Below are 18,717 nucleotides of genomic sequence, written 5' to 3'. Positions count from 1 at the left end.
GGGTGCGATAGCGGCCGGAGCCCCAGAGGTCCGGCCTTCTTCATTATTCAGCCGGCATCTGTCGAGAGGCGGTCATGGACTTTCTTCCCCTGTTTCACAATCTGCGCGGTCGTCGGGTGCTGGTGGTCGGCGGCGGTGAGATTGCCCTGCGCAAGGCGCGCCTGCTGGCCGAGGCCGGTGCATGCCTGCAGGTGGTTGCGCCTCAGATTGAAGACGAGCTGCGCGATCTGGTGAAAGCCGGTGGCGGCGAGCTGCGACTGCGCGGCTATCGGGCCGAGGATCTGGACGGCTGCGTGCTGGTAATCGCCGCCACCGATGATGAGGTGCTCAATGCTCGTGTGTCCGGCGATGCCGGGCAGCGCAGCCTGCCGGTCAACGTGGTGGATGCTCCGGCGCTGTGCAGCGTGATCTTTCCGGCCATCGTCGATCGCTCGCCGCTGATGGTTGCGGTGTCCAGCGGTGGCGATGCGCCAGTGCTGACCAGGCTGATGCGGGCTCGCCTGGAGACCTTGATTCCTGCTGCCTATGGGCGTCTGGCCGGTCTGGCGCAGCGATTCCGTGAAAGGGTCAAGCGGCGCTTTGCCGATGTTCAGCAGCGTCGGGTGTTCTGGGAAGAGGTGTTCCAGGGGCCGGTCGCCGAGCGTGTGCTGGCTGGCCGCGATGCCGAGGCGGAGCGCCTGTTGCTGAGCGCGCTGGAGGGCAGCCAGGAGCGCCATCTGGGCGAGGTCTATCTGGTCGGTGCGGGGCCGGGTGATCCCGATCTGCTGACCTTCCGGGCTCTGCGTCTGATGCAGCAGGCTGATGTGGTGCTGTACGACCGTCTGGTTGCTCCGGCGATCGTCGACATGTGCCGGCGGGACGCCGAGCGTATCTATGTCGGCAAGCGGCGTAGCGAGCATGCACTGCCGCAGGAGCAGATCAACCAGCAGCTGGTGGCGCTGGCCAAGCAAGGCAAGCGCGTGCTGCGTCTCAAGGGGGGGGATCCCTTCATCTTCGGGCGTGGTGGCGAGGAGATCGAGGAGCTGGCTGCGGAGGGCATCGCCTTCCAGGTCGTCCCAGGTATCACTGCCGCTTCGGGATGTGCGTCCTATGCCGGTATTCCGCTGACGCATCGCGACTATGCGCAGTCGGTGCGTTTTGTGACCGGCCATCTCAAGGATCATAGCTGCGACCTGCCATGGGTCGATCTTGTGGCTCCGGGTCAGACGCTGGTGTTCTACATGGGGCTGGTCGGGTTGCCGCTGATCTGCGAACAGTTGATCCGTCATGGTCGGGCAGCGGATACGCCCGCAGCGCTGATCCAGCAGGGCACCACCCGCAACCAGCGGGTGTTCACCGGCACTCTGGCGAACCTGCCGCAACTGGTGGCACAGCACAAGGTGCATGCGCCGACTCTGGTGATTGTGGGGGAGGTCGTCACGCTGCGGCAGAAGTTGGCCTGGTTCGAAGGCACTGCGGTCGATGTCTGACGGCTAGGAATTAAGTCGCCGAGGGTGTTGACAGGCATTTTCGATGCTGTATGATTCACCTCCACGCCAGACAGACAAGCAACCTGAAAGGCGCCAGGCGATTGAATTGAAAAGAAATTTTCAAAAATCGCTTGACAGGTTGAAAGGCTGCTGTAGAATGCGCGGCCTCGGTTGAGACGAAACACTGGCTCGGTCGAAACGCTCTTTAACAAGTTGAATCAAGCAATTCGTGTGGGTGCTTGTGAGATAAGACTGACAGTCGCAAGATTATCAGCATCACAAGTAACACTCGTGAATTCGAGAGTTTTTTGCGATTGCTGAGCCAAGTTTAGGGTTTTCTCAAAACCCAGATTGATTTGAACTGAAGAGTTTGATCATGGCTCAGATTGAACGCTGGCGGCAGGCCTAACACATGCAAGTCGAGCGGATGAAGGTAGCTTGCTACCGGATTCAGCGGCGGACGGGTGAGTAATGCCTAGGAATCTGCCCGGTAATGGGGGATAACGTTTCGAAAGGAACGCTAATACCGCATACGTCCTACGGGAGAAAGCAGGGGACCTTCGGGCCTTGCGTTATCGGATGAGCCTAGGTCGGATTAGCTAGTTGGTGAGGTAATGGCTCACCAAGGCGACGATCCGTAACTGGTCTGAGAGGATGATCAGTCACACTGGAACTGAGACACGGTCCAGACTCCTACGGGAGGCAGCAGTGGGGAATATTGGACAATGGGCGAAAGCCTGATCCAGCCATGCCGCGTGTGTGAAGAAGGTCTTCGGATTGTAAAGCACTTTAAGTTGGGAGGAAGGGCAGTCAGTTAATACCTTGCTGTCTTGACGTTACCAACAGAATAAGCACCGGCTAACTTCGTGCCAGCAGCCGCGGTAATACGAAGGGTGCAAGCGTTAATCGGAATTACTGGGCGTAAAGCGCGCGTAGGTGGTTCAGCAAGTTGGATGTGAAAGCCCCGGGCTCAACCTGGGAACTGCATCCAAAACTACTGAGCTAGAGTACGGTAGAGGGTGGTGGAATTTCCTGTGTAGCGGTGAAATGCGTAGATATAGGAAGGAACACCAGTGGCGAAGGCGACCACCTGGACTGATACTGACACTGAGGTGCGAAAGCGTGGGGAGCAAACAGGATTAGATACCCTGGTAGTCCACGCCGTAAACGATGTCAACTAGTTGTTGGGTTCCTTGAGAACTTAGTAACGAAGCTAACGCGATAAGTTGACCGCCTGGGGAGTACGGCCGCAAGGTTAAAACTCAAATGAATTGACGGGGGCCCGCACAAGCGGTGGAGCATGTGGTTTAATTCGAAGCAACGCGAAGAACCTTACCTGGCCTTGACATGCAGAGAACTTTCCAGAGATGGATTGGTGCCTTCGGGAGCTCTGACACAGGTGCTGCATGGCTGTCGTCAGCTCGTGTCGTGAGATGTTGGGTTAAGTCCCGTAACGAGCGCAACCCTTGTCCTTAGTTACCAGCACGTTATGGTGGGCACTCTAAGGAGACTGCCGGTGACAAACCGGAGGAAGGTGGGGATGACGTCAAGTCATCATGGCCCTTACGGCCAGGGCTACACACGTGCTACAATGGTCGGTACAGAGGGTTGCCAAGCCGCGAGGTGGAGCTAATCCCACAAAACCGATCGTAGTCCGGATCGCAGTCTGCAACTCGACTGCGTGAAGTCGGAATCGCTAGTAATCGTGAATCAGAATGTCACGGTGAATACGTTCCCGGGCCTTGTACACACCGCCCGTCACACCATGGGAGTGGGTTGCTCCAGAAGTAGCTAGTCTAACCTTAGGGAGGGCGGTTACCACGGAGTGATTCATGACTGGGGTGAAGTCGTAACAAGGTAGCCGTAGGGGAACCTGCGGCTGGATCACCTCCTTAATCGAAGACTTCAGCTTCCTCATAAGCTCCCACACGAATTGCTTGATTCACTCGCGAAAGGCGATTGGGTCTGTAGCTCAGTTGGTTAGAGCGCACCCCTGATAAGGGTGAGGTCGGCAGTTCGAATCTGCCCAGACCCACCAATTGTCGTGGTGCGCAGGCTGATCGAAAGATGGGGCCATAGCTCAGCTGGGAGAGCGCCTGCTTTGCACGCAGGAGGTCAGGAGTTCGATCCTCCTTGGCTCCACCACTTAATCGCCAAGCTCAGAAATGAGTGCTTGTACTGCAACATGCAGTGCGAAACGAGCATTGATTTCTGGTCTTATCGCCAGACGTTCTTTAAAAATTCGGGTATGTGATAGAAGTAGACTGAATGATCTCTTTCACTGGTGATCATTCAAGTCAAGGTAAAATTTGCGAGTTCAAGCGCAAGTTTTCGGCGAATGTCGACATTCACGCACATAATCACAGTCAATCAGATCCTCGGATCACAGATTGCTTGGGGTTATATGGTCAAGTGAATAAGCGCATACGGTGGATGCCTTGGCAGTCAGAGGCGATGAAAGACGTGGTAGCCTGCGATAAGCTTCGGGGAGTCGGCAAACAGACTTTGATCCGGAGATCTCTGAATGGGGAAACCCACTCAGCATAAGCTGGGTATCTTGTACTGAATACATAGGTGCAAGAGGCGAACCAGGGGAACTGAAACATCTAAGTACCCTGAGGAAAAGAAATCAACCGAGATTCCCTTAGTAGTGGCGAGCGAACGGGGATTAGCCCTTAAGCTGCTTGGATTTTAGTAGAAGGCTCTGGAAAGTGCCGCCATAGTGGGTGATAGCCCCGTATACGAAAAGATCCTTGCAGTGAAATCGAGTAGGACGGAGCACGAGAAACTTTGTCTGAATATGGGGGGACCATCCTCCAAGGCTAAATACTACTGACTGACCGATAGTGAACCAGTACCGTGAGGGAAAGGCGAAAAGAACCCCGGAGAGGGGAGTGAAATAGAACCTGAAACCGTATGCGTACAAGCAGTGGGAGCCTACTTTGTTGGGTGACTGCGTACCTTTTGTATAATGGGTCAGCGACTTATATTCAGTGGCAAGCTTAACCGTATAGGGGAGGCGTAGCGAAAGCGAGTCTTAATAGGGCGTTTAGTCGCTGGGTATAGACCCGAAACCGGGCGATCTATCCATGAGCAGGTTGAAGGTTAGGTAACACTGACTGGAGGACCGAACCCACTCCCGTTGAAAAGGTAGGGGATGACTTGTGGATAGGAGTGAAAGGCTAATCAAGCTCGGAGATAGCTGGTTCTCCTCGAAAGCTATTTAGGTAGCGCCTCACGTATCACTCCAGGGGGTAGAGCACTGTTTCGGCTAGGGGGTCATCCCGACTTACCAAACCGATGCAAACTCCGAATACCTGGAAGTGTCAGCGTGGGAGACACACGGCGGGTGCTAACGTCCGTCGTGAAAAGGGAAACAACCCAGACCGTCAGCTAAGGTCCCAAAGTTGTGGTTAAGTGGTAAACGATGTGGGAAGGCTTAGACAGCTAGGAGGTTGGCTTAGAAGCAGCCATCCTTTAAAGAAAGCGTAATAGCTCACTAGTCGAGTCGGCCTGCGCGGAAGATGTAACGGGGCTCAAACCACACACCGAAGCTACGGGTTCATCCTTTGGATGAGCGGTAGAGGAGCGTTCTGTAAGCCTGTGAAGGTCAGTTGAGAAGCTGGCTGGAGGTATCAGAAGTGCGAATGCTGACATGAGTAACGACAATGGGAGTGAAAAACTCCCACGCCGAAAGACCAAGGGTTCCTGCGCAACGTTAATCGACGCAGGGTTAGTCGGTCCCTAAGGCGAGGCTGAAGAGCGTAGTCGATGGGAAACAGGTTAATATTCCTGTACTTCTAGTTACTGCGATGGAGGGACGGAGAAGGCTAGGCCAGCTTGGCGTTGGTTGTCCAAGTTTAAGGTGGTAGGTCGAATTCTTAGGCAAATCCGGGAATTCAAGACCGAGAGCTGATGACGAGCGTTCTTTTAGAATGCGAAGTGGTTGATGCCATGCTTCCAGGAAAAGCTTCTAAGCTTCAGGTAACTAGGAACCGTACCCCAAACCGACACAGGTGGTTGGGTAGAGAATACCAAGGCGCTTGAGAGAACTCGGGTGAAGGAACTAGGCAAAATGGCACCGTAACTTCGGGAGAAGGTGCGCCGGTGAGGGTGAATGACTTGCTCAGTAAGCCCACGCCGGTCGAAGATACCAGGCCGCTGCGACTGTTTATTAAAAACACAGCACTCTGCAAACACGAAAGTGGACGTATAGGGTGTGACGCCTGCCCGGTGCCGGAAGGTTAATTGATGGGGTTAGCGAAAGCGAAGCTCTTGATCGAAGCCCCGGTAAACGGCGGCCGTAACTATAACGGTCCTAAGGTAGCGAAATTCCTTGTCGGGTAAGTTCCGACCTGCACGAATGGCGTAACGATGGCGGCGCTGTCTCCACCCGAGACTCAGTGAAATTGAAATCGCTGTGAAGATGCAGTGTATCCGCGGCTAGACGGAAAGACCCCGTGAACCTTTACTATAGCTTTGCACTGGACTTTGAGCTTGCTTGTGTAGGATAGGTGGGAGGCTTTGAAGTGGAGACGCCAGTTTCCATGGAGCCATCCTTGAAATACCACCCTGGCAATCTTGAGGTTCTAACTCTGGTCCGTTATCCGGATCGAGGACAGTGTATGGTGGGTAGTTTGACTGGGGCGGTCTCCTCCTAAAGAGTAACGGAGGAGTACGAAGGTGCGCTCAGACCGGTCGGAAATCGGTCGCAGAGTATAAAGGCAAAAGCGCGCTTGACTGCGAGACAGACACGTCGAGCAGGTACGAAAGTAGGTCTTAGTGATCCGGTGGTTCTGTATGGAAGGGCCATCGCTCAACGGATAAAAGGTACTCCGGGGATAACAGGCTGATACCGCCCAAGAGTTCATATCGACGGCGGTGTTTGGCACCTCGATGTCGGCTCATCACATCCTGGGGCTGAAGCCGGTCCCAAGGGTATGGCTGTTCGCCATTTAAAGTGGTACGCGAGCTGGGTTTAGAACGTCGTGAGACAGTTCGGTCCCTATCTGCCGTGGACGTTTGAGATTTGAGAGGGGCTGACCTTAGTACGAGAGGACCGGGTTGGACGAACCTCTGGTGTTCCGGTTGTCACGCCAGTGGCACTGCCGGGTAGCTATGTTCGGAAAAGATAACCGCTGAAAGCATCTAAGCGGGAAACTTGCCTCAAGATGAGATCTCACTGAAGCCTTGAGCTTCCTGAAGGGTCGTCGAAGACTACGACGTTGATAGGTCGGGTGTGTAAGCGCTGTGAGGCGTTGAGCTAACCGATACTAATTGCCCGTGAGGCTTGACCATATAACACCCAAACAATCTGACAATTGTTGCGTGTGACAGGCCGAAAGCTTGCATGAACCGCAAATACCGAATAGAAACACCGCTATCACATACCTGATTCGGGATCGCGCCACGGCGAGATCCCAACCGAATTGCTTGACGACCATAGAGCGTTGGAACCACCTGATCCCATCCCGAACTCAGCAGTGAAACGACGCATCGCCGATGGTAGTGTGGGGCTTCCCCATGTGAGAGTAGGTCATCGTCAAGCACCTATACCAAACCCCCGATCAGCAAACGCTGGTCGGGGGTTTCTCTTTGCGCCGAAAATGAACGGCGGCGACGACAAGGACGCAACGCGACGGGGAGGGGCGGCCGGTGGAGGGCAAGGCGGAGCCGCAGGGCGGCACGACGGCGCAGGCGCGGACGTGCGACACGACTAGGCACTGCGAATAGCGAAGAGTAGGCCTGAACCTGGTCGGCTGCAGGCCTTTACATCGTGGAAGTGCGCGAGCCCTCAACGCGGCTCGCGCGGCATCCCTAGGGCTCGTTCGGCGATGATGTTGCGCTGGATCTCGTTGCTGCCGCCGTAGATGGTGTCCGAGCGGGTGAACAGGAACAGCGACTGCAGGCGCGACAGTTCGTAGGGCTCGCCGTCGAGGATCTCCGCCTGCGGGCCGAGCACGTCCATCGCCAGCTTGCCCAGCTCGACGTGCCAGGTGGACCAGGCCAGCTTGTAGCTCATCGCCTCGGGGCGCAGGCTGCCGTCCTGCGGGCCGGAGAGCATGCGCAGCGAGTTGTAGCGCAGGGTACGCAGGCCGGCCCAGGCGCGGGCCAGGCGCTGGCGCAGCATGGGGTCGGCGGCGGCGCCGTTGGCTTTGGCGATGCGAACGATCTCGTCCAGCTCGTTCTGGAACAGCATCTGCTGGCCGAGGGTGGAGACGCCGCGCTCGAAGCCGAGCAGGGCCATGGCGATCTTCCAGCCCTCGCCGGGCGCGCCGACGATGTTGTCCGCGGCGGTTTCGGCGTCGTCGAAGAACACCTCGTTGAACTCGCTGGTGCCGGTGATCTGCTGGATCGGCTGCACGCGGATGTTGGCCTGGTGCATCGGCACCAGGAAGAACGACAGGCCCTTGTGGCCGACGCTGCCCGGCTCGGTACGGGCGATCACGAAGCACCAGTCCGACTCGTGGGCCAGCGAGGTCCACACCTTCTGGCCGTTGATCAGCCAGCGGTCACCCTCCAGGCGGGCGCGGGTCTTCACCCCGGCCAGGTCGGAGCCGGCGCCCGGCTCGGAGTAGCCCTGGCACCAGAATTCGCGGCCCTCGAGGATGCCGGGCAGGAAGCGGCGCTTCTGCTCCTCGCTGCCGAAGGCGGCGATGGTCGGCCCGGCCAGGCCCTCGCCGATGTGGCCCATGCGGCCCGGGCCGCCGGCGCGGGCGTATTCCTCGTGGAAGATCACCTGCTGGCTGATCGACAGGCCGCGCCCGCCGCACTCGCGCGGCCAGCCCAGGCCGATCCAGCCGCCCCTGGCCATCTCGCGCTCCCAGGCCTTGCGCTCCTCGGGGAACATGTGTTCGTCGCCGGGGCCGCCGCGAAAGCGCAGCTGCTCGAATTCGCCTTGCAGGTGCTGTTCGAGCCAGTGGGCGACTTCCTGGCGGAAGGCTTCGTCCTCGATGCCGAATCCGATTTTCATGGGCGGGTCTCCAGAATCAGGGTGGCCAGGCGCTCGCGGTGCCAGCTCGGGGTGCCGAGCAGCTGCTCGCTGGCGCGGGCGCGCTTGAAGTAGAGGTGCGGGTCGTACTCCCAGGTGAAGCCGACGCCGCCGTGCAGCTGGATCGACTCCGCCGCGCAGTGCATGAAGGTCTCGCTGGCCTGGCTCTGGGCGATGGCGGCAGCCTCGGCCAGCTGGCCGGCCAGCTGCGTGTCGCCGTCTTCGACCAGCGCCTCGCGCGCCACGCAGGCGGCGTAGTAGCTGGCCGAGCGGGCGCACTCGATGGCCAGCATCAGGTCGGCGCAGCGGTGCTTGATGGCCTGGAAGCTGGCGATGGTGCGGCCGAACTGCTTGCGCTCGCCGATGTAGGCGAGGGTCAGGTCGAGGGTGCGCTGCGCGGCACCGGTCTGCTCGCAGGCCAGGCCGATGGCGGCGATCTGCAGCACCTTGTCCAGCAGGCGCTCGCCTTCGCCATCCGCGTGCAGACACTGCTCGGCGCTCACCGCCACAGCGTCCAGCTCGATGCGCGCGCGGCGGCGGGTCTGGTCGAGGGTCGGCAGCGCCTGGCGGCGGATGCCGGCCTGCTCGGCGGGCACGGCGAACAGGCGCTGCGCGCCGGCGTCGTCGCGGGCCGTGACTATCAGCAGCCCGGCGCTGGCGCCGTCGAGCACCGCTTCATATATACCGTCGAGGCGCCAGCCGTCGCCGTCGCGCGTGGCGCGCGGCTGCTCGGCGGCATGCCAGCCGTTTCGGTTCTCGCGGTAGGCGAGGGTGGCGGTCAGGCTGCCGGCGGCCAGTTCGGGCAGCCAGCGCGCGCGCAGCGCCTCGTTGTCGCCCAGCAGCAGCGCCGGGGTGGCCAGGCAGGCGCTGGCGAAGAACGGCGAGCAGAGCAGGTGGTTGCCCATCTGTTCGAGCAGGATCGCCTGCTCGACGAAGCCCAGGCCGACGCCGCCGTACTGCTCGGGAATCATCAGTCCCGGCCAGCACAGATCCTCGGCGATCTGTCGCCACAGCTCTCCATTGAAGCCCTGCGGGCTGGCCATGGCGGCGCGCACCGCCGCCGAATCGGAGGCCGCGGCGAGAAAGCCCGCCGCGCTCTCCTGGATCATCAATTGTTCGTCACTCAGCGCGAAGTCCATTACCGGCTCCTCTGGCCCATTAGCAGGATTCGAGTGTGCGAGGGGCGCGGGGTACGGGAATCCCCGAAACGGACTAGAAGTCGCGCTGGCCGTGGCCGTGTAGGGGCGAATTCATTCGCCAGCGTGGCCCCGGTCGGGCGAATGAATTCGCCCCTACAGGTCTCGTCCCTGCTTAGTCTCAACGGACGATGAGCCGCTGGTGCGGCCTGCGCAGAATCGCCCCAAGTCATGAAACGATCTTTCAGGAGCAGGGGCATGATCGACATCCGTGGACTGAGTTACTTCGTTGCCCAGGTCGGCAATCTCGGCGACTGGCAGTGCTACGCCGAGGACGTGCTGGGCATGCCGACCAGCCCCGCGCCGGGCGGCGCTCTGTACGTGAAGATGGACGAGCGTCCCTTCCGCATGCTGGTGGTCGAGGGCGATTCGCCGCGCTACCTGGCCTCCGGCTGGGAGCTGGCCGGGGAGAAGGCCTTCCGCAACGCCCTCGCGCACCTCGAGGCCAAGGGCGTCGAGTGGCAGGCCGGCAGCGCCGAGGAGATCGAGCAGCGCGGCGTGCAGGCGCTGGCCATCGTCGTCGATCCGGCGGGCAACCGGCACGAACTGAGCTGGGGCCATCGCTCCGACTGCCTGCCGTTCGTCTCGCCGCAGGGCGTGCCGCGCTTCGTCACCGGCGACATGGGCCTCGGCCACACCGTGCTGCCGGCGCCGAACTTCGACGCCACCCTGGCCTTCGCCACCGAGGTGCTCGGCTTCGAGGTTTCCGACATCTTCAACTTCCGCCCGGACCCGAACGGCCCGGCGACCCGCATCCACTTCCTGCACTGCGCCAACGCCCGCCACCACAGCCTGGCGCTGGCCGAGTACCCGGTGCCGAGCGGCTGCGTGCACGTGATGGTCGAGGTCGACTCGATGACCGAGGTGGGCCGCGCCCACGACCGCATGCAGGCGCACGGCGTGCCGCTGTCGGCGACCCTCGGCCAGCACCTCAACGACCGCATGACCAGTTTCTACATGAAGACCCCCTCGGGCTTCGACCTGGAATACGGCTACGGCGGCCTGCAGCTCGACTGGGCCGAACACAGCGCCTTCGAGTTCACCCGCGTGAGCATCTGGGGCCACGACTTCTCCGCCGGCCGGCAATAAGGAGTACAGAAGAGATGAACAAGCAAATGACGGCGGCCGATGCGGTCGCCCAACTGCGCGACGGCATGACCGTCGGCTTCGGCGGCTGGGGCCCGCGGCGCAAGCCGATGGCCATCGTCCGCGAGATCCTCCGCTCGGATGTCAAGGACCTCACCGTGGTCGCCTACGGCGGCCCCGAGGTCGGCATGCTGTGCGCCGCCGGCAAGGTCAAGAAACTGGTGTTCGGCTTCGCCACCCTCGACGCCATCCCGCTGGAGCCGTGGTTCCGCAAGTGCCGCGAGGCCGGCCAGCTCACCGAACTGATGGAGCTGGACGAGGGCATGTTCGAGTGGGGCCTGCGCGCCGCCGGCATGCGCCTGCCGTTCCTGCCGACCCGCTGCGGCCTGGCCACCGACGTGCTGACCCACAACCCCGAGCTGAAGACCATCGCCTCGCCCTACGCCGACGGCGAGGTGCTGCTGGCCATGCCGGCGCTCAATCTTGACGTGGCCTTCCTGCACGTCAACGACGCCGACCGCCTGGGCAACACCCTGGTGACCGGCCCGGACCCGTACTTCGACCATCTGTTCGCCCGCGCCGCCAAGCAGTGCTTCGTGTCCTGCGAGCGCCTGCACGAGCGCTTCGCGCTGACCGCTCAGGAAGCGCGCAACAACACCTTCGAGCGCTACCTGGTGACCGGCGTGGTGCACGCCCCGTTCGGCGCCCACCCGACCTCCTGCCCGTCCGACTACGGCTGGGACATGAGCCATTTCAAGCGCTACGTCGCCAGTGCGGCGGAAGAGGGCGGCTGGCAGGCCTACGTCGACGAGTTCGTGACGCCGGGCGAGACGGCCTACCAGGAAAAGAACGGCGGCGCCGAGCGCCTGGGCAAGCTGCCCCTGCCGGTGTTCTGAGGAGAACGAGCGATGACCGATACCCGTGATTTCACCCTGGCCGAACTGCTGATCGTCGCCGCCTCGGAAGCCTGGCGCGGCAACGGCGAAGTGCTGGCCTCGGGCCTGGGCGTGATTCCGCGCCTGGGCGCCAGCCTGGCCAAGCTCACCCACAGCCCGGAACTGCTGATGACCGACAGCGAGGCGTTCCTGGTCGAGGAGCCGATCCCGCTCGGCCCGCGCGGCGACTACGTGCCCAAGTACTCCGGCTGCATGAGCTTCGAGCGGGTGTTCGAGTGCGTGTGGGGCGGCCGCCGCCACGCGATGATCGGCCCGACCCAGGTCGACCGCTGGGGCCAGACCAACCTGTCGGTGGTCGGCGACTACCGCCAGCCGAAGATCGCCATGCTCGGCGTGCGCGGCCTGCCGGGCAACAGCATCAACCACATCAACTCGTTCTTCGTGCCCAGCCACAACAAGCGGGTGTTCGTCGCCGGCGAGGTGGACATGGTCTCCGGCGTCGGCTTCAAGCCCGAGCGCTGGCTGGAGGGTTCGCGCCGCGACCTGATGGACATCCGCCGCGTGGTCACCGACCTGTGCGTGATGGACTTCGAGGGGCCGGAGCGCGCGGTGCGCGTGCGTTCGCTGCACCCGGGGGTGAGTTTCGAGGAGGTGCAGGACAACACCGGCTTCCCGCTGCTCAAGGCCGACGGCATGGGCGAGACCGCGCATCCGACCGCCGAGCAGCTGGCGATCATCCGCCGCCTCGACCCGCACGACCTGCGTGCCTCCGCCCTCAAGGGCAATCCGCCCGGCATCCGTGCCGCCACCCAGGCCTGAGGAATCGACCATGAGCGTCCCGAGCAGCGACAGCGAATTCGTCACCCGCGCCGACGCCTCGGTCTACGAGACCGAGCAGCCGGTGCTGTACACGGTGGCCGACGGCATCGCCACCCTGACCATGAACCGTCCGGGGTTCAACAACGCGCAGAACTCGCAGATGACCTACGCCCTCGACGCGGCCCTGCGCCGCGCCGTGGACGACGACGCGGTCAAGGTCATCGTGCTGTGCGGCGCCGGCAAGCACTTCTCCGCCGGCCACGACATCGGCACGCCGGGACGCGACATCAACAAGCCGTTCGAGCGCGCCCACCTGTGGTGGGACCACACCAACAAGCCGGGCGGCGAGTACCTGTACGCCCGCGAGCAGGAGGTCTACCTCGGCATGTGCCGGCGCTGGCGCGAGCTGCCCAAGCCGACCATTGCCATGGTCCACGGCGCCTGCATCGCCGGCGGCCTGATGCTGGCCTGGGTCTGCGACCTGATCGTCGCCAGCGACGATGCCTTCTTCCAGGACCCGGTGGTGCGCATGGGCATTCCGGGGGTGGAGTACTTCGCTCATCCCTACGAGATGAACCCGCGCATCGCCAAGGAATTCCTCATGTGCGGCGACCGCATGCCGGCCAGCCGCGCCTACGAGGTGGGCATGGTCAACCGCGTGGTGCCGCGTGACGAGCTGCAGGCGACCACCTATGCGCTGGCGGCGAAGATCGCCGCCCAGCCGCGCATGGGCCTGGCGCTGACCAAGCAGGCGATCAACCACGTCGAGGATCTGGCCGGCAAGCGCACCGCGATGGACGCGGTGTTCGCCTGGCACCACTTCGCCCACGTGCACAACGAGCTGCTGTCCGGCGACAAGCTGGGCGGCTACGACGCCAAGGCCATGGCCAAGGCCAACAAGCAGGCCGCGGCCAGCGAAGGGGAAAGCGCATGAGTGCCCTGCTGCAGACCCCGCTGACCGAGGCGCTCGGCTGCCGCTACCCGATCGTGCAGACCGCGATGGGCTGGGTGGCCGACGCGAACCTGGTGATCGCCACCACCAAGGCAGGCGGCTTCGGCTTCCTCGCCGGGGCGACCATCCCGGCCGCCGAACTGGAAGGCGAGATCCAGAAGGTGATCGCGGCCACCGGCGGCAGCAACTTCGGCCTCAACTTCCACATGTTCCAGGAAAACGCCGCCCAGTGCGTCGACCTGGCGATCCAGTACCGCCTGCGCGCGGTCAGCTACGGCCGCGGTCCGGACAAGCAGACCATCGCCCGCTTCAAGGCCGCCGGCGTGCTGTGCATCCCCACCGTCGGCGCGCTCAAGCACGCGCAGAAGGCCGTGGAGCTGGGCGCCGACCTGATCACCATCCAGGGCGGCGAGGGCGGCGGCCACACCGGCGGCGTGCCGACCACCATCCTGCTGCCGCAGGTGCTGGATGCGGTCAAGGTGCCGGTGATCGCCGCCGGCGGCTACTCCACCGGCCGCGGCCTGGCCTCGGCGCTGGCCGCCGGTGCCGCCGGCATCGCCATGGGCACCCGTTTCCTGATGACCAGCGATTCGCCCACCCCCAAGGCGACCCTGCAGCGCTACCTGGCGGTCAACGACCCGCAGCGCATCCGCGTCACCCTGGCGGTGGACGGCATGCGCCACCGGATGATCGACAACCCGTTCATCAACCGCCTGGAAGGCGCCGGGCCGTTCGGCCGCCTGCGCATCGCCCTGGGCAGCGCCTGGCAGTGGAAGCAGCAGACCGGTATGAGCTTCGGCCACATGCTCGGCGTGCTGCGCCAGGCGCTCAAGGAAGACCCGGGCGCGGTGTCGCAGACGGTGATGGCCGCCAACCAGCCGGTGCTGCTGCAGCGCTCGATGGTCGACGGCTTCCCCGACGAGGGCATCCTGCCCAGCGGCCAGGTGGCCGCCGCCATCGGCGAGCTGCAGAGCTGCCAGCAACTGATCGACGAGATGGTCGCCGAGGCCGAGCGCTGCCTGGCCGCGCTCTGCGCCCGCCAGGCCGCGGCGAAGACCGCGCCGGCCATCTCCTGAACCCCGCCATGCCTACCAGGAGCCAACAACAATGAGCCAGGCATTCACTACCCGTATCGAGGCGGGCATTGCCGAACTGACGATCGCCAAGCCGCCGGTCAACGCGCTGGACAGCCAGGAATGGCTGGGCCTGGCGCGCTCGATCGACGAGCTGGGCGCCAACCCGGAAGTGCGCGTGATCGTCATCCGCGCCGAGGGCCGCGGCTTCTGCGCCGGGGTCGACATCAAGGAACTCGATGCCCATCCCGAGCGCATCGTCGCCGTCAACAAGGGCAACTACGAGACCTTCCGCGCCGTGCACCGCAGCCCGGTGCCGGTCATAGTCGCGGTGCACGGCTTCGTGCTCGGCGGCGGCATCGGCATCACCGGCGCGGCCGACATCGTGGTCGCCGCCGAGTGCGCCACCTTCGCCCTGCCGGAGGTCGACCGCGGCGCCATGGGCGGCGGCGCCCACCTGCAGCGCCTGTTCCCGGTGCAGAAGGTCCGCTACCTGTTCTTCACCGGCGAGAAGATCGGCGCCCGCGAGGCCGAGAAGTACGGCTTCATCGAGCGCGTGGTGCCGAAGGAAGAGCTGCGTGAGGCCGCCCTGGAGATCGCCGCCAAGATCGCCGCCAAGAGCCCGGCGATGATCCGCATCGCCAAGGAAGCCCTCAACGGCATCGAGGACGGCAACCTCGAAGACAAGTACCGCTGGGAGCAGGGCTTCACCCTGCAGGCCTACACCAGCCCGGACTCCGCGGAGACCCGCCGGGCCTTCGTCGAGAAGCGCGACGCCAAGTTCTGAGGACGCACCATGGACCTTGCCTATACCCCCAAACAGAAGGCCTTCCGCGCCGAGGTGCGGGCCTGGCTGGCGGACAACCTGCCGCGCGAGCCGCTGGCCAGCTACGACACCCGCGAAGGCTTCGAACAACACCGCGAATGGGAAAGCCGCCTGTTCGACGCCCGCCTGTCCATGGTGATGTGGCCGGCCGAACTCGGCGGGCGCGGCTGCGACCTCACCGAATGGCTGATCTTCGAGGAGGAGTACTACGGTGCCGGCGCGCCGATGCGCGTCAACCAGAACGGCCAGCTGCTGCTCGGCCCGACCCTGATGGAGTTCGGCACCGAGGAGCAGAAGAAGCGCTTCCTGCCGCGCATGGCCGCCAGCGCCGACATGTGGGCGCAGGGCTGGTCGGAGCCGAATGCCGGCTCGGACATGGCGGCGATCACCAGCAAGGCGATCCGCGACGGCGACCACTACGTGCTCAACGGCCAGAAGACCTGGTCGACCCGCGCGATCTTCGCCGACTGGCTGTTCGGCCTGTTCCGCAGCGACCCGGCCTCCAGCCGCCACCACGGCCTGTCCTACCTGCTGGTACCGCTGAATGCCCCGGGCGTAACCATCCGCCCGATCAAGGCGCTGAATGGCAAGGACGCCTTCGCCGAGGTGTTCTTCGACGACGTGCGCGTACCGGTGGACAACCGCATCGGCGCCGAAGGGCAGGGCTGGCACGTGGCCATGGCCACCGCCGGCTTCGAGCGCGGCCTGCTGCTGCGCTCGCCGGCACGCTTCCAGGCCACCGCGCGCAAGCTGGTCGAGCTGTACCGCGCCAACCAGGACAGCGCCGACCGCGACCCGAGCATCCGCGAGGCGGTGGTCCAGGCGTGGATGGACGCCCAGGCCTACGCGCTGTCCGCCTACCACACGGTCGGCCGCCTGGCGCGCGGCGCGCGCATCGGCGCCGAGTCGAGCACCAACAAGATCTTCTGGTCCGAGCTGGACCTGCGCATGCACGAGACTGCCATGCGCATCCTCGGCGCGCGCGGCGAGCTGCTGGACGGCAGCGAGGGCTGGCTGGAGGGCTTCCTGTTCGCCCAGGCCGGGCCGATCTACGCCGGCACCAACGAGATCCAGCGCAACATCATCGCCGAGCGCATGCTCGGCCTGCCGAAGTAAGGAGCGGGCCATGGACTTCACCTTCAACGACGACCAGCTCGCCTTCCGCGAGGCGATCAGCCGCTTCCTGATGACCGAGGCGGCCCCCGAGATGCTGCGCGACGTCTGGGAAACCGACGCCGGCCGTTCCCCCGAGCTGCGCAACAAGATCGCCAGCCAGGGCCTCACCGCCCTGTCGGTGCCCGAGTCCTGCGGCGGCCTGGGCATGGACGACGTGGCCTGGGCGCTGATGACCCAGGAACTGGGCTACTACGCCATCCCCGACTCGCTGGCCGACACCGCCTACATCGCCGCCGGACTGCTCGTCGGCCTGGCCGAGGACACCCCCGGCCGCAGCGATGCCCTGGCGCAGATCGCCGCAGGCAGCATCCGCGTCGCCGTCGGCCATCCGGTCAACCCGCTGGTGGCCGACGCCCACCTGGCCAACCAGCTGCTGCTCGCCCATGGCGACGAGGTGCATCTGGTGCCGCGCGCGCTGGTCGACGTGATCGCCACGCCGAGCATCGACGCCTCGCGGCGCCTGAGCCAGGTGGTCTGGGAGCCGGGGTCGGCGACCCGCGTGGCGGCGGGCGAGGCCGGTCGCGCGCTGTGGGCGGATACGGTCAATCGCGGCGCGCTGGCGGTGGCCGGCCAGTCGCTGGGCCTGGCCCAGCGCATGCTCGACCTGTCGGTCGACTACGTCGCCCAGCGCAAGCAGTTCGGCAAGCCGATCGGCAGCTTCCAGGCGGTCAAGCACCACCTGGCCGACGTCGCCACCAGGATCGAATTCGCCAAGCCGGTGCTGTACCGCGCCGCCCACGCCCTGGCCAGCGCCGCGACCGACGCTCCGGTGCACGTCTCCCACGCCCGCCTGGCCTGCGCCGAGGCGGCCTGGCTGGCAGCGCGCCACGGCATCCAGGTGCACGGCGCCATGGGTTACACCTGGGAGGTCGACCTGCAGATGTTCATGAAGCGCGCCTGGGCGCTGGACGCCTCCTGGGGCGACCGCGCCTTCCACAAGTCCCGCGTGGCCGGCTTCGTGCTGGCCGACGGCGCCCCGCTGGCGCCGGGCCAGACCTTCGAGGAGTGACCCATGGCTGAAGCCTATATCGTCGACGCCCTGCGCAGCCCGACCGGCAAGCGCAAGGGCGGTCTGTCCCACGTCCACGCCATCGACCTGGGCGCCCAGGTGCTCAAGGCGCTGGTCGAGCGCAACCCGGTGCCGGCCTTCGAATACGACGACGTGATCTTCGGCTGCGTCGACACCATCGGCTCGCAGGCCGGCGACATCGCCCGCACCAGCTGGCTGGCCGCCGGCCTGCCGCTGAGCGTGCCGGGCACCACCGTCGACCGCCAGTGCGGCTCGTCGCAGCAGGCGCTGCACTTCGCCGCCCAGGCGGTGATGAGCGGCACCCAGGACGTGATCGCGGTCGGCGGCGTGCAGACCATGACGCAGATCCCGATCTCCTCGGCGATGCTCGCCGGCCAGCCGCTGGGTTTCCCCGATCCGTTCTCCGGCAGCAAGGGCTGGCAGGCGCGCTTCGGCGATGCGCCGGTCAACCAGTTCTACGCCGCCCAGCGCATCGCCGACCACTGGCAGATCAGCCGCGAGCAGATGGAGGCCTTCGCCCTGGAGAGCCACCGGCGCGCCCTGACGGCCATCGCCGGCGGCCGCTTCACCCGCGAAGTGCTGCCGCTGGAGGGCGTCTGGTACGACGAGACGCCGCGCGAAACCAGCCTGGCGAAGATGGCCAGCCTGGAGCCGGTGGGGCCGGAGTACCCGTCGATCACCGCCGCGGTGTCCAGCCAGACCTGCGACGCCTCGGCGGCGCTGCTGGTGGTCTCCGAGGCGGCGCTCAAGCGCTACGGCCTGACCCCGCGGGCGCGCATCCACCATATCAGCGTGCGCGGCGACGACCCGATCTGGCACCTCACCGCCCCCATCGAGGCGACCCGCCATGCGCTGAAGAAGGCCGGCATGAGCATGAACGACATCGACCGGGTGGAGATCAACGAGGCCTTCGCTTCGGTGGTGATGGCCTGGGCCAAGGAGCTGGACTACGACCCGGCGCGCACCAACGCCAACGGCGGCGCCATCGCCCTCGGCCACCCGCTGGGCGCCACCGGCGCGCGGCTGATGACCACGCTGCTGCACGAACTGGAGCGCAGCGGCGGCCGCTACGGCCTGCAGACCATGTGCGAAGGCGGCGGCCAGGCCAACGTGACCATCATCGAACGGTTGTAAGGCACGTCCGATCTGATCGTGCCCACGCGGGAGCGTGGGAGCCATCACCAGACCTTCGGTCGTTTTCCA

General features: G+C 64.2%; 12 protein-coding genes, 2 tRNA genes and 3 rRNA genes. 15 read left to right on the top strand and 2 right to left on the bottom strand.

The genetic code is table 11. The features are described 5' to 3' along the window. Positions 1 to 74 precede the first annotated feature (74 nt). The 6 genes from cysG (at position 75) to rrf (ending at position 7,017) form a co-directional block, all read left to right on the top strand. A complete protein-coding gene (cysG, locus tag BLU22_RS13420; protein WP_090215458.1) occupies positions 75 to 1,469 on the top strand; it encodes a siroheme synthase CysG in 1,395 nt (464 codons plus the stop codon). Between the two features lie 358 nt (positions 1,470 to 1,827). After that, a 16S ribosomal RNA gene (locus BLU22_RS13415) occupies positions 1,828 to 3,364 on the top strand. Positions 3,365 to 3,430: 66 nt separating this feature from the next. Beyond that, a tRNA-Ile gene (locus tag BLU22_RS13410) sits at positions 3,431 to 3,507 on the top strand. 31 nt (positions 3,508 to 3,538) lie between these two features. Further along, positions 3,539 to 3,614, top strand: a tRNA-Ala gene (locus tag BLU22_RS13405). Positions 3,615 to 3,875: 261 nt separating this feature from the next. Next, positions 3,876 to 6,767 (top strand): 23S ribosomal RNA (locus BLU22_RS13400). A gap of 134 nt (positions 6,768 to 6,901) precedes the next feature. Beyond that, positions 6,902 to 7,017: ribosomal RNA gene (rrf, locus tag BLU22_RS13395) — 5S ribosomal RNA — on the top strand. Together the 16S, 23S and 5S rRNA genes with 2 tRNA genes alongside form the textbook arrangement of a ribosomal RNA operon. A gap of 246 nt (positions 7,018 to 7,263) precedes the next feature. Here the strand turns inward: rrf and BLU22_RS13390 are convergent. Then, positions 7,264 to 8,442, bottom strand: coding sequence for an acyl-CoA dehydrogenase family protein (locus BLU22_RS13390; RefSeq protein ID WP_090215457.1), 1,179 nt, complete (start codon positions 8,440 to 8,442; stop codon positions 7,264 to 7,266). After that, the gene (locus BLU22_RS13385; RefSeq protein ID WP_090215456.1) at positions 8,439 to 9,599 is read right to left on the bottom strand and encodes an acyl-CoA dehydrogenase family protein; all 1,161 of its coding nucleotides are present in this window, start codon (positions 9,597 to 9,599) and stop codon (positions 8,439 to 8,441) included. The genes BLU22_RS13390 and BLU22_RS13385 overlap by 4 nt, the downstream gene beginning before the upstream one ends. 255 nt (positions 9,600 to 9,854) lie before the next feature. Here BLU22_RS13385 and BLU22_RS13380 point away from each other — a divergent pair, with 255 nt between their 5' ends. From BLU22_RS13380 to BLU22_RS13340, 9 genes are read left to right on the top strand one after another with little or no spacing between them, the layout of a single operon-like run. Then, positions 9,855 to 10,745, top strand: coding sequence for a VOC family protein (locus tag BLU22_RS13380; protein ID WP_090215455.1), 891 nt, complete (start codon positions 9,855 to 9,857; stop codon positions 10,743 to 10,745). Between the two features lie 14 nt (positions 10,746 to 10,759). Then, the gene (locus BLU22_RS13375; protein ID WP_090215452.1) at positions 10,760 to 11,638 is read left to right on the top strand and encodes a CoA transferase subunit A; all 879 of its coding nucleotides are present in this window, start codon (positions 10,760 to 10,762) and stop codon (positions 11,636 to 11,638) included. Positions 11,639 to 11,650: 12 nt separating this feature from the next. After that, positions 11,651 to 12,457, top strand: coding sequence for a CoA-transferase subunit beta (locus tag BLU22_RS13370; protein ID WP_090215449.1), 807 nt, complete (start codon positions 11,651 to 11,653; stop codon positions 12,455 to 12,457). 10 nt (positions 12,458 to 12,467) lie between these two features. Next, entirely contained in the window at positions 12,468 to 13,391 is a 924-nt protein-coding gene (locus BLU22_RS13365) for an enoyl-CoA hydratase (protein ID WP_090215448.1), read from the top strand. Further along, positions 13,388 to 14,485 carry an NAD(P)H-dependent flavin oxidoreductase gene (locus tag BLU22_RS13360; protein WP_090215445.1) on the top strand — a complete coding sequence of 366 codons (1,098 nt, stop codon included), beginning with the start codon at positions 13,388 to 13,390 and terminating at the stop codon, positions 14,483 to 14,485. Before BLU22_RS13365 ends, BLU22_RS13360 begins: the two co-directional genes overlap by 4 nt. Before the next feature lie 31 nt (positions 14,486 to 14,516). Beyond that, positions 14,517 to 15,269 carry an enoyl-CoA hydratase family protein gene (locus BLU22_RS13355; protein ID WP_090215442.1) on the top strand — a complete coding sequence of 251 codons (753 nt, stop codon included), beginning with the start codon at positions 14,517 to 14,519 and terminating at the stop codon, positions 15,267 to 15,269. 9 nt (positions 15,270 to 15,278) lie between these two features. Next, positions 15,279 to 16,424 carry an acyl-CoA dehydrogenase family protein gene (locus BLU22_RS13350; RefSeq protein ID WP_090215440.1) on the top strand — a complete coding sequence of 382 codons (1,146 nt, stop codon included), beginning with the start codon at positions 15,279 to 15,281 and terminating at the stop codon, positions 16,422 to 16,424. Between the two features lie 10 nt (positions 16,425 to 16,434). Continuing rightward, positions 16,435 to 17,493 carry an acyl-CoA dehydrogenase family protein gene (locus BLU22_RS13345; RefSeq protein ID WP_090215437.1) on the top strand — a complete coding sequence of 353 codons (1,059 nt, stop codon included), beginning with the start codon at positions 16,435 to 16,437 and terminating at the stop codon, positions 17,491 to 17,493. A gap of 3 nt (positions 17,494 to 17,496) precedes the next feature. Then, a complete protein-coding gene (locus BLU22_RS13340) occupies positions 17,497 to 18,648 on the top strand; it encodes an acetyl-CoA C-acetyltransferase (protein ID WP_090215434.1) in 1,152 nt (383 codons plus the stop codon). The last annotated feature ends 69 nt before the right edge of the window (positions 18,649 to 18,717 follow it).

The sequence above is a fragment of the Pseudomonas guangdongensis genome (assembly GCF_900105885.1).
GTDB lineage: Bacteria > Pseudomonadota > Gammaproteobacteria > Pseudomonadales > Pseudomonadaceae > Geopseudomonas > Geopseudomonas guangdongensis.
This window is presented reverse-complemented; position numbering and strand designations above follow the sequence as displayed.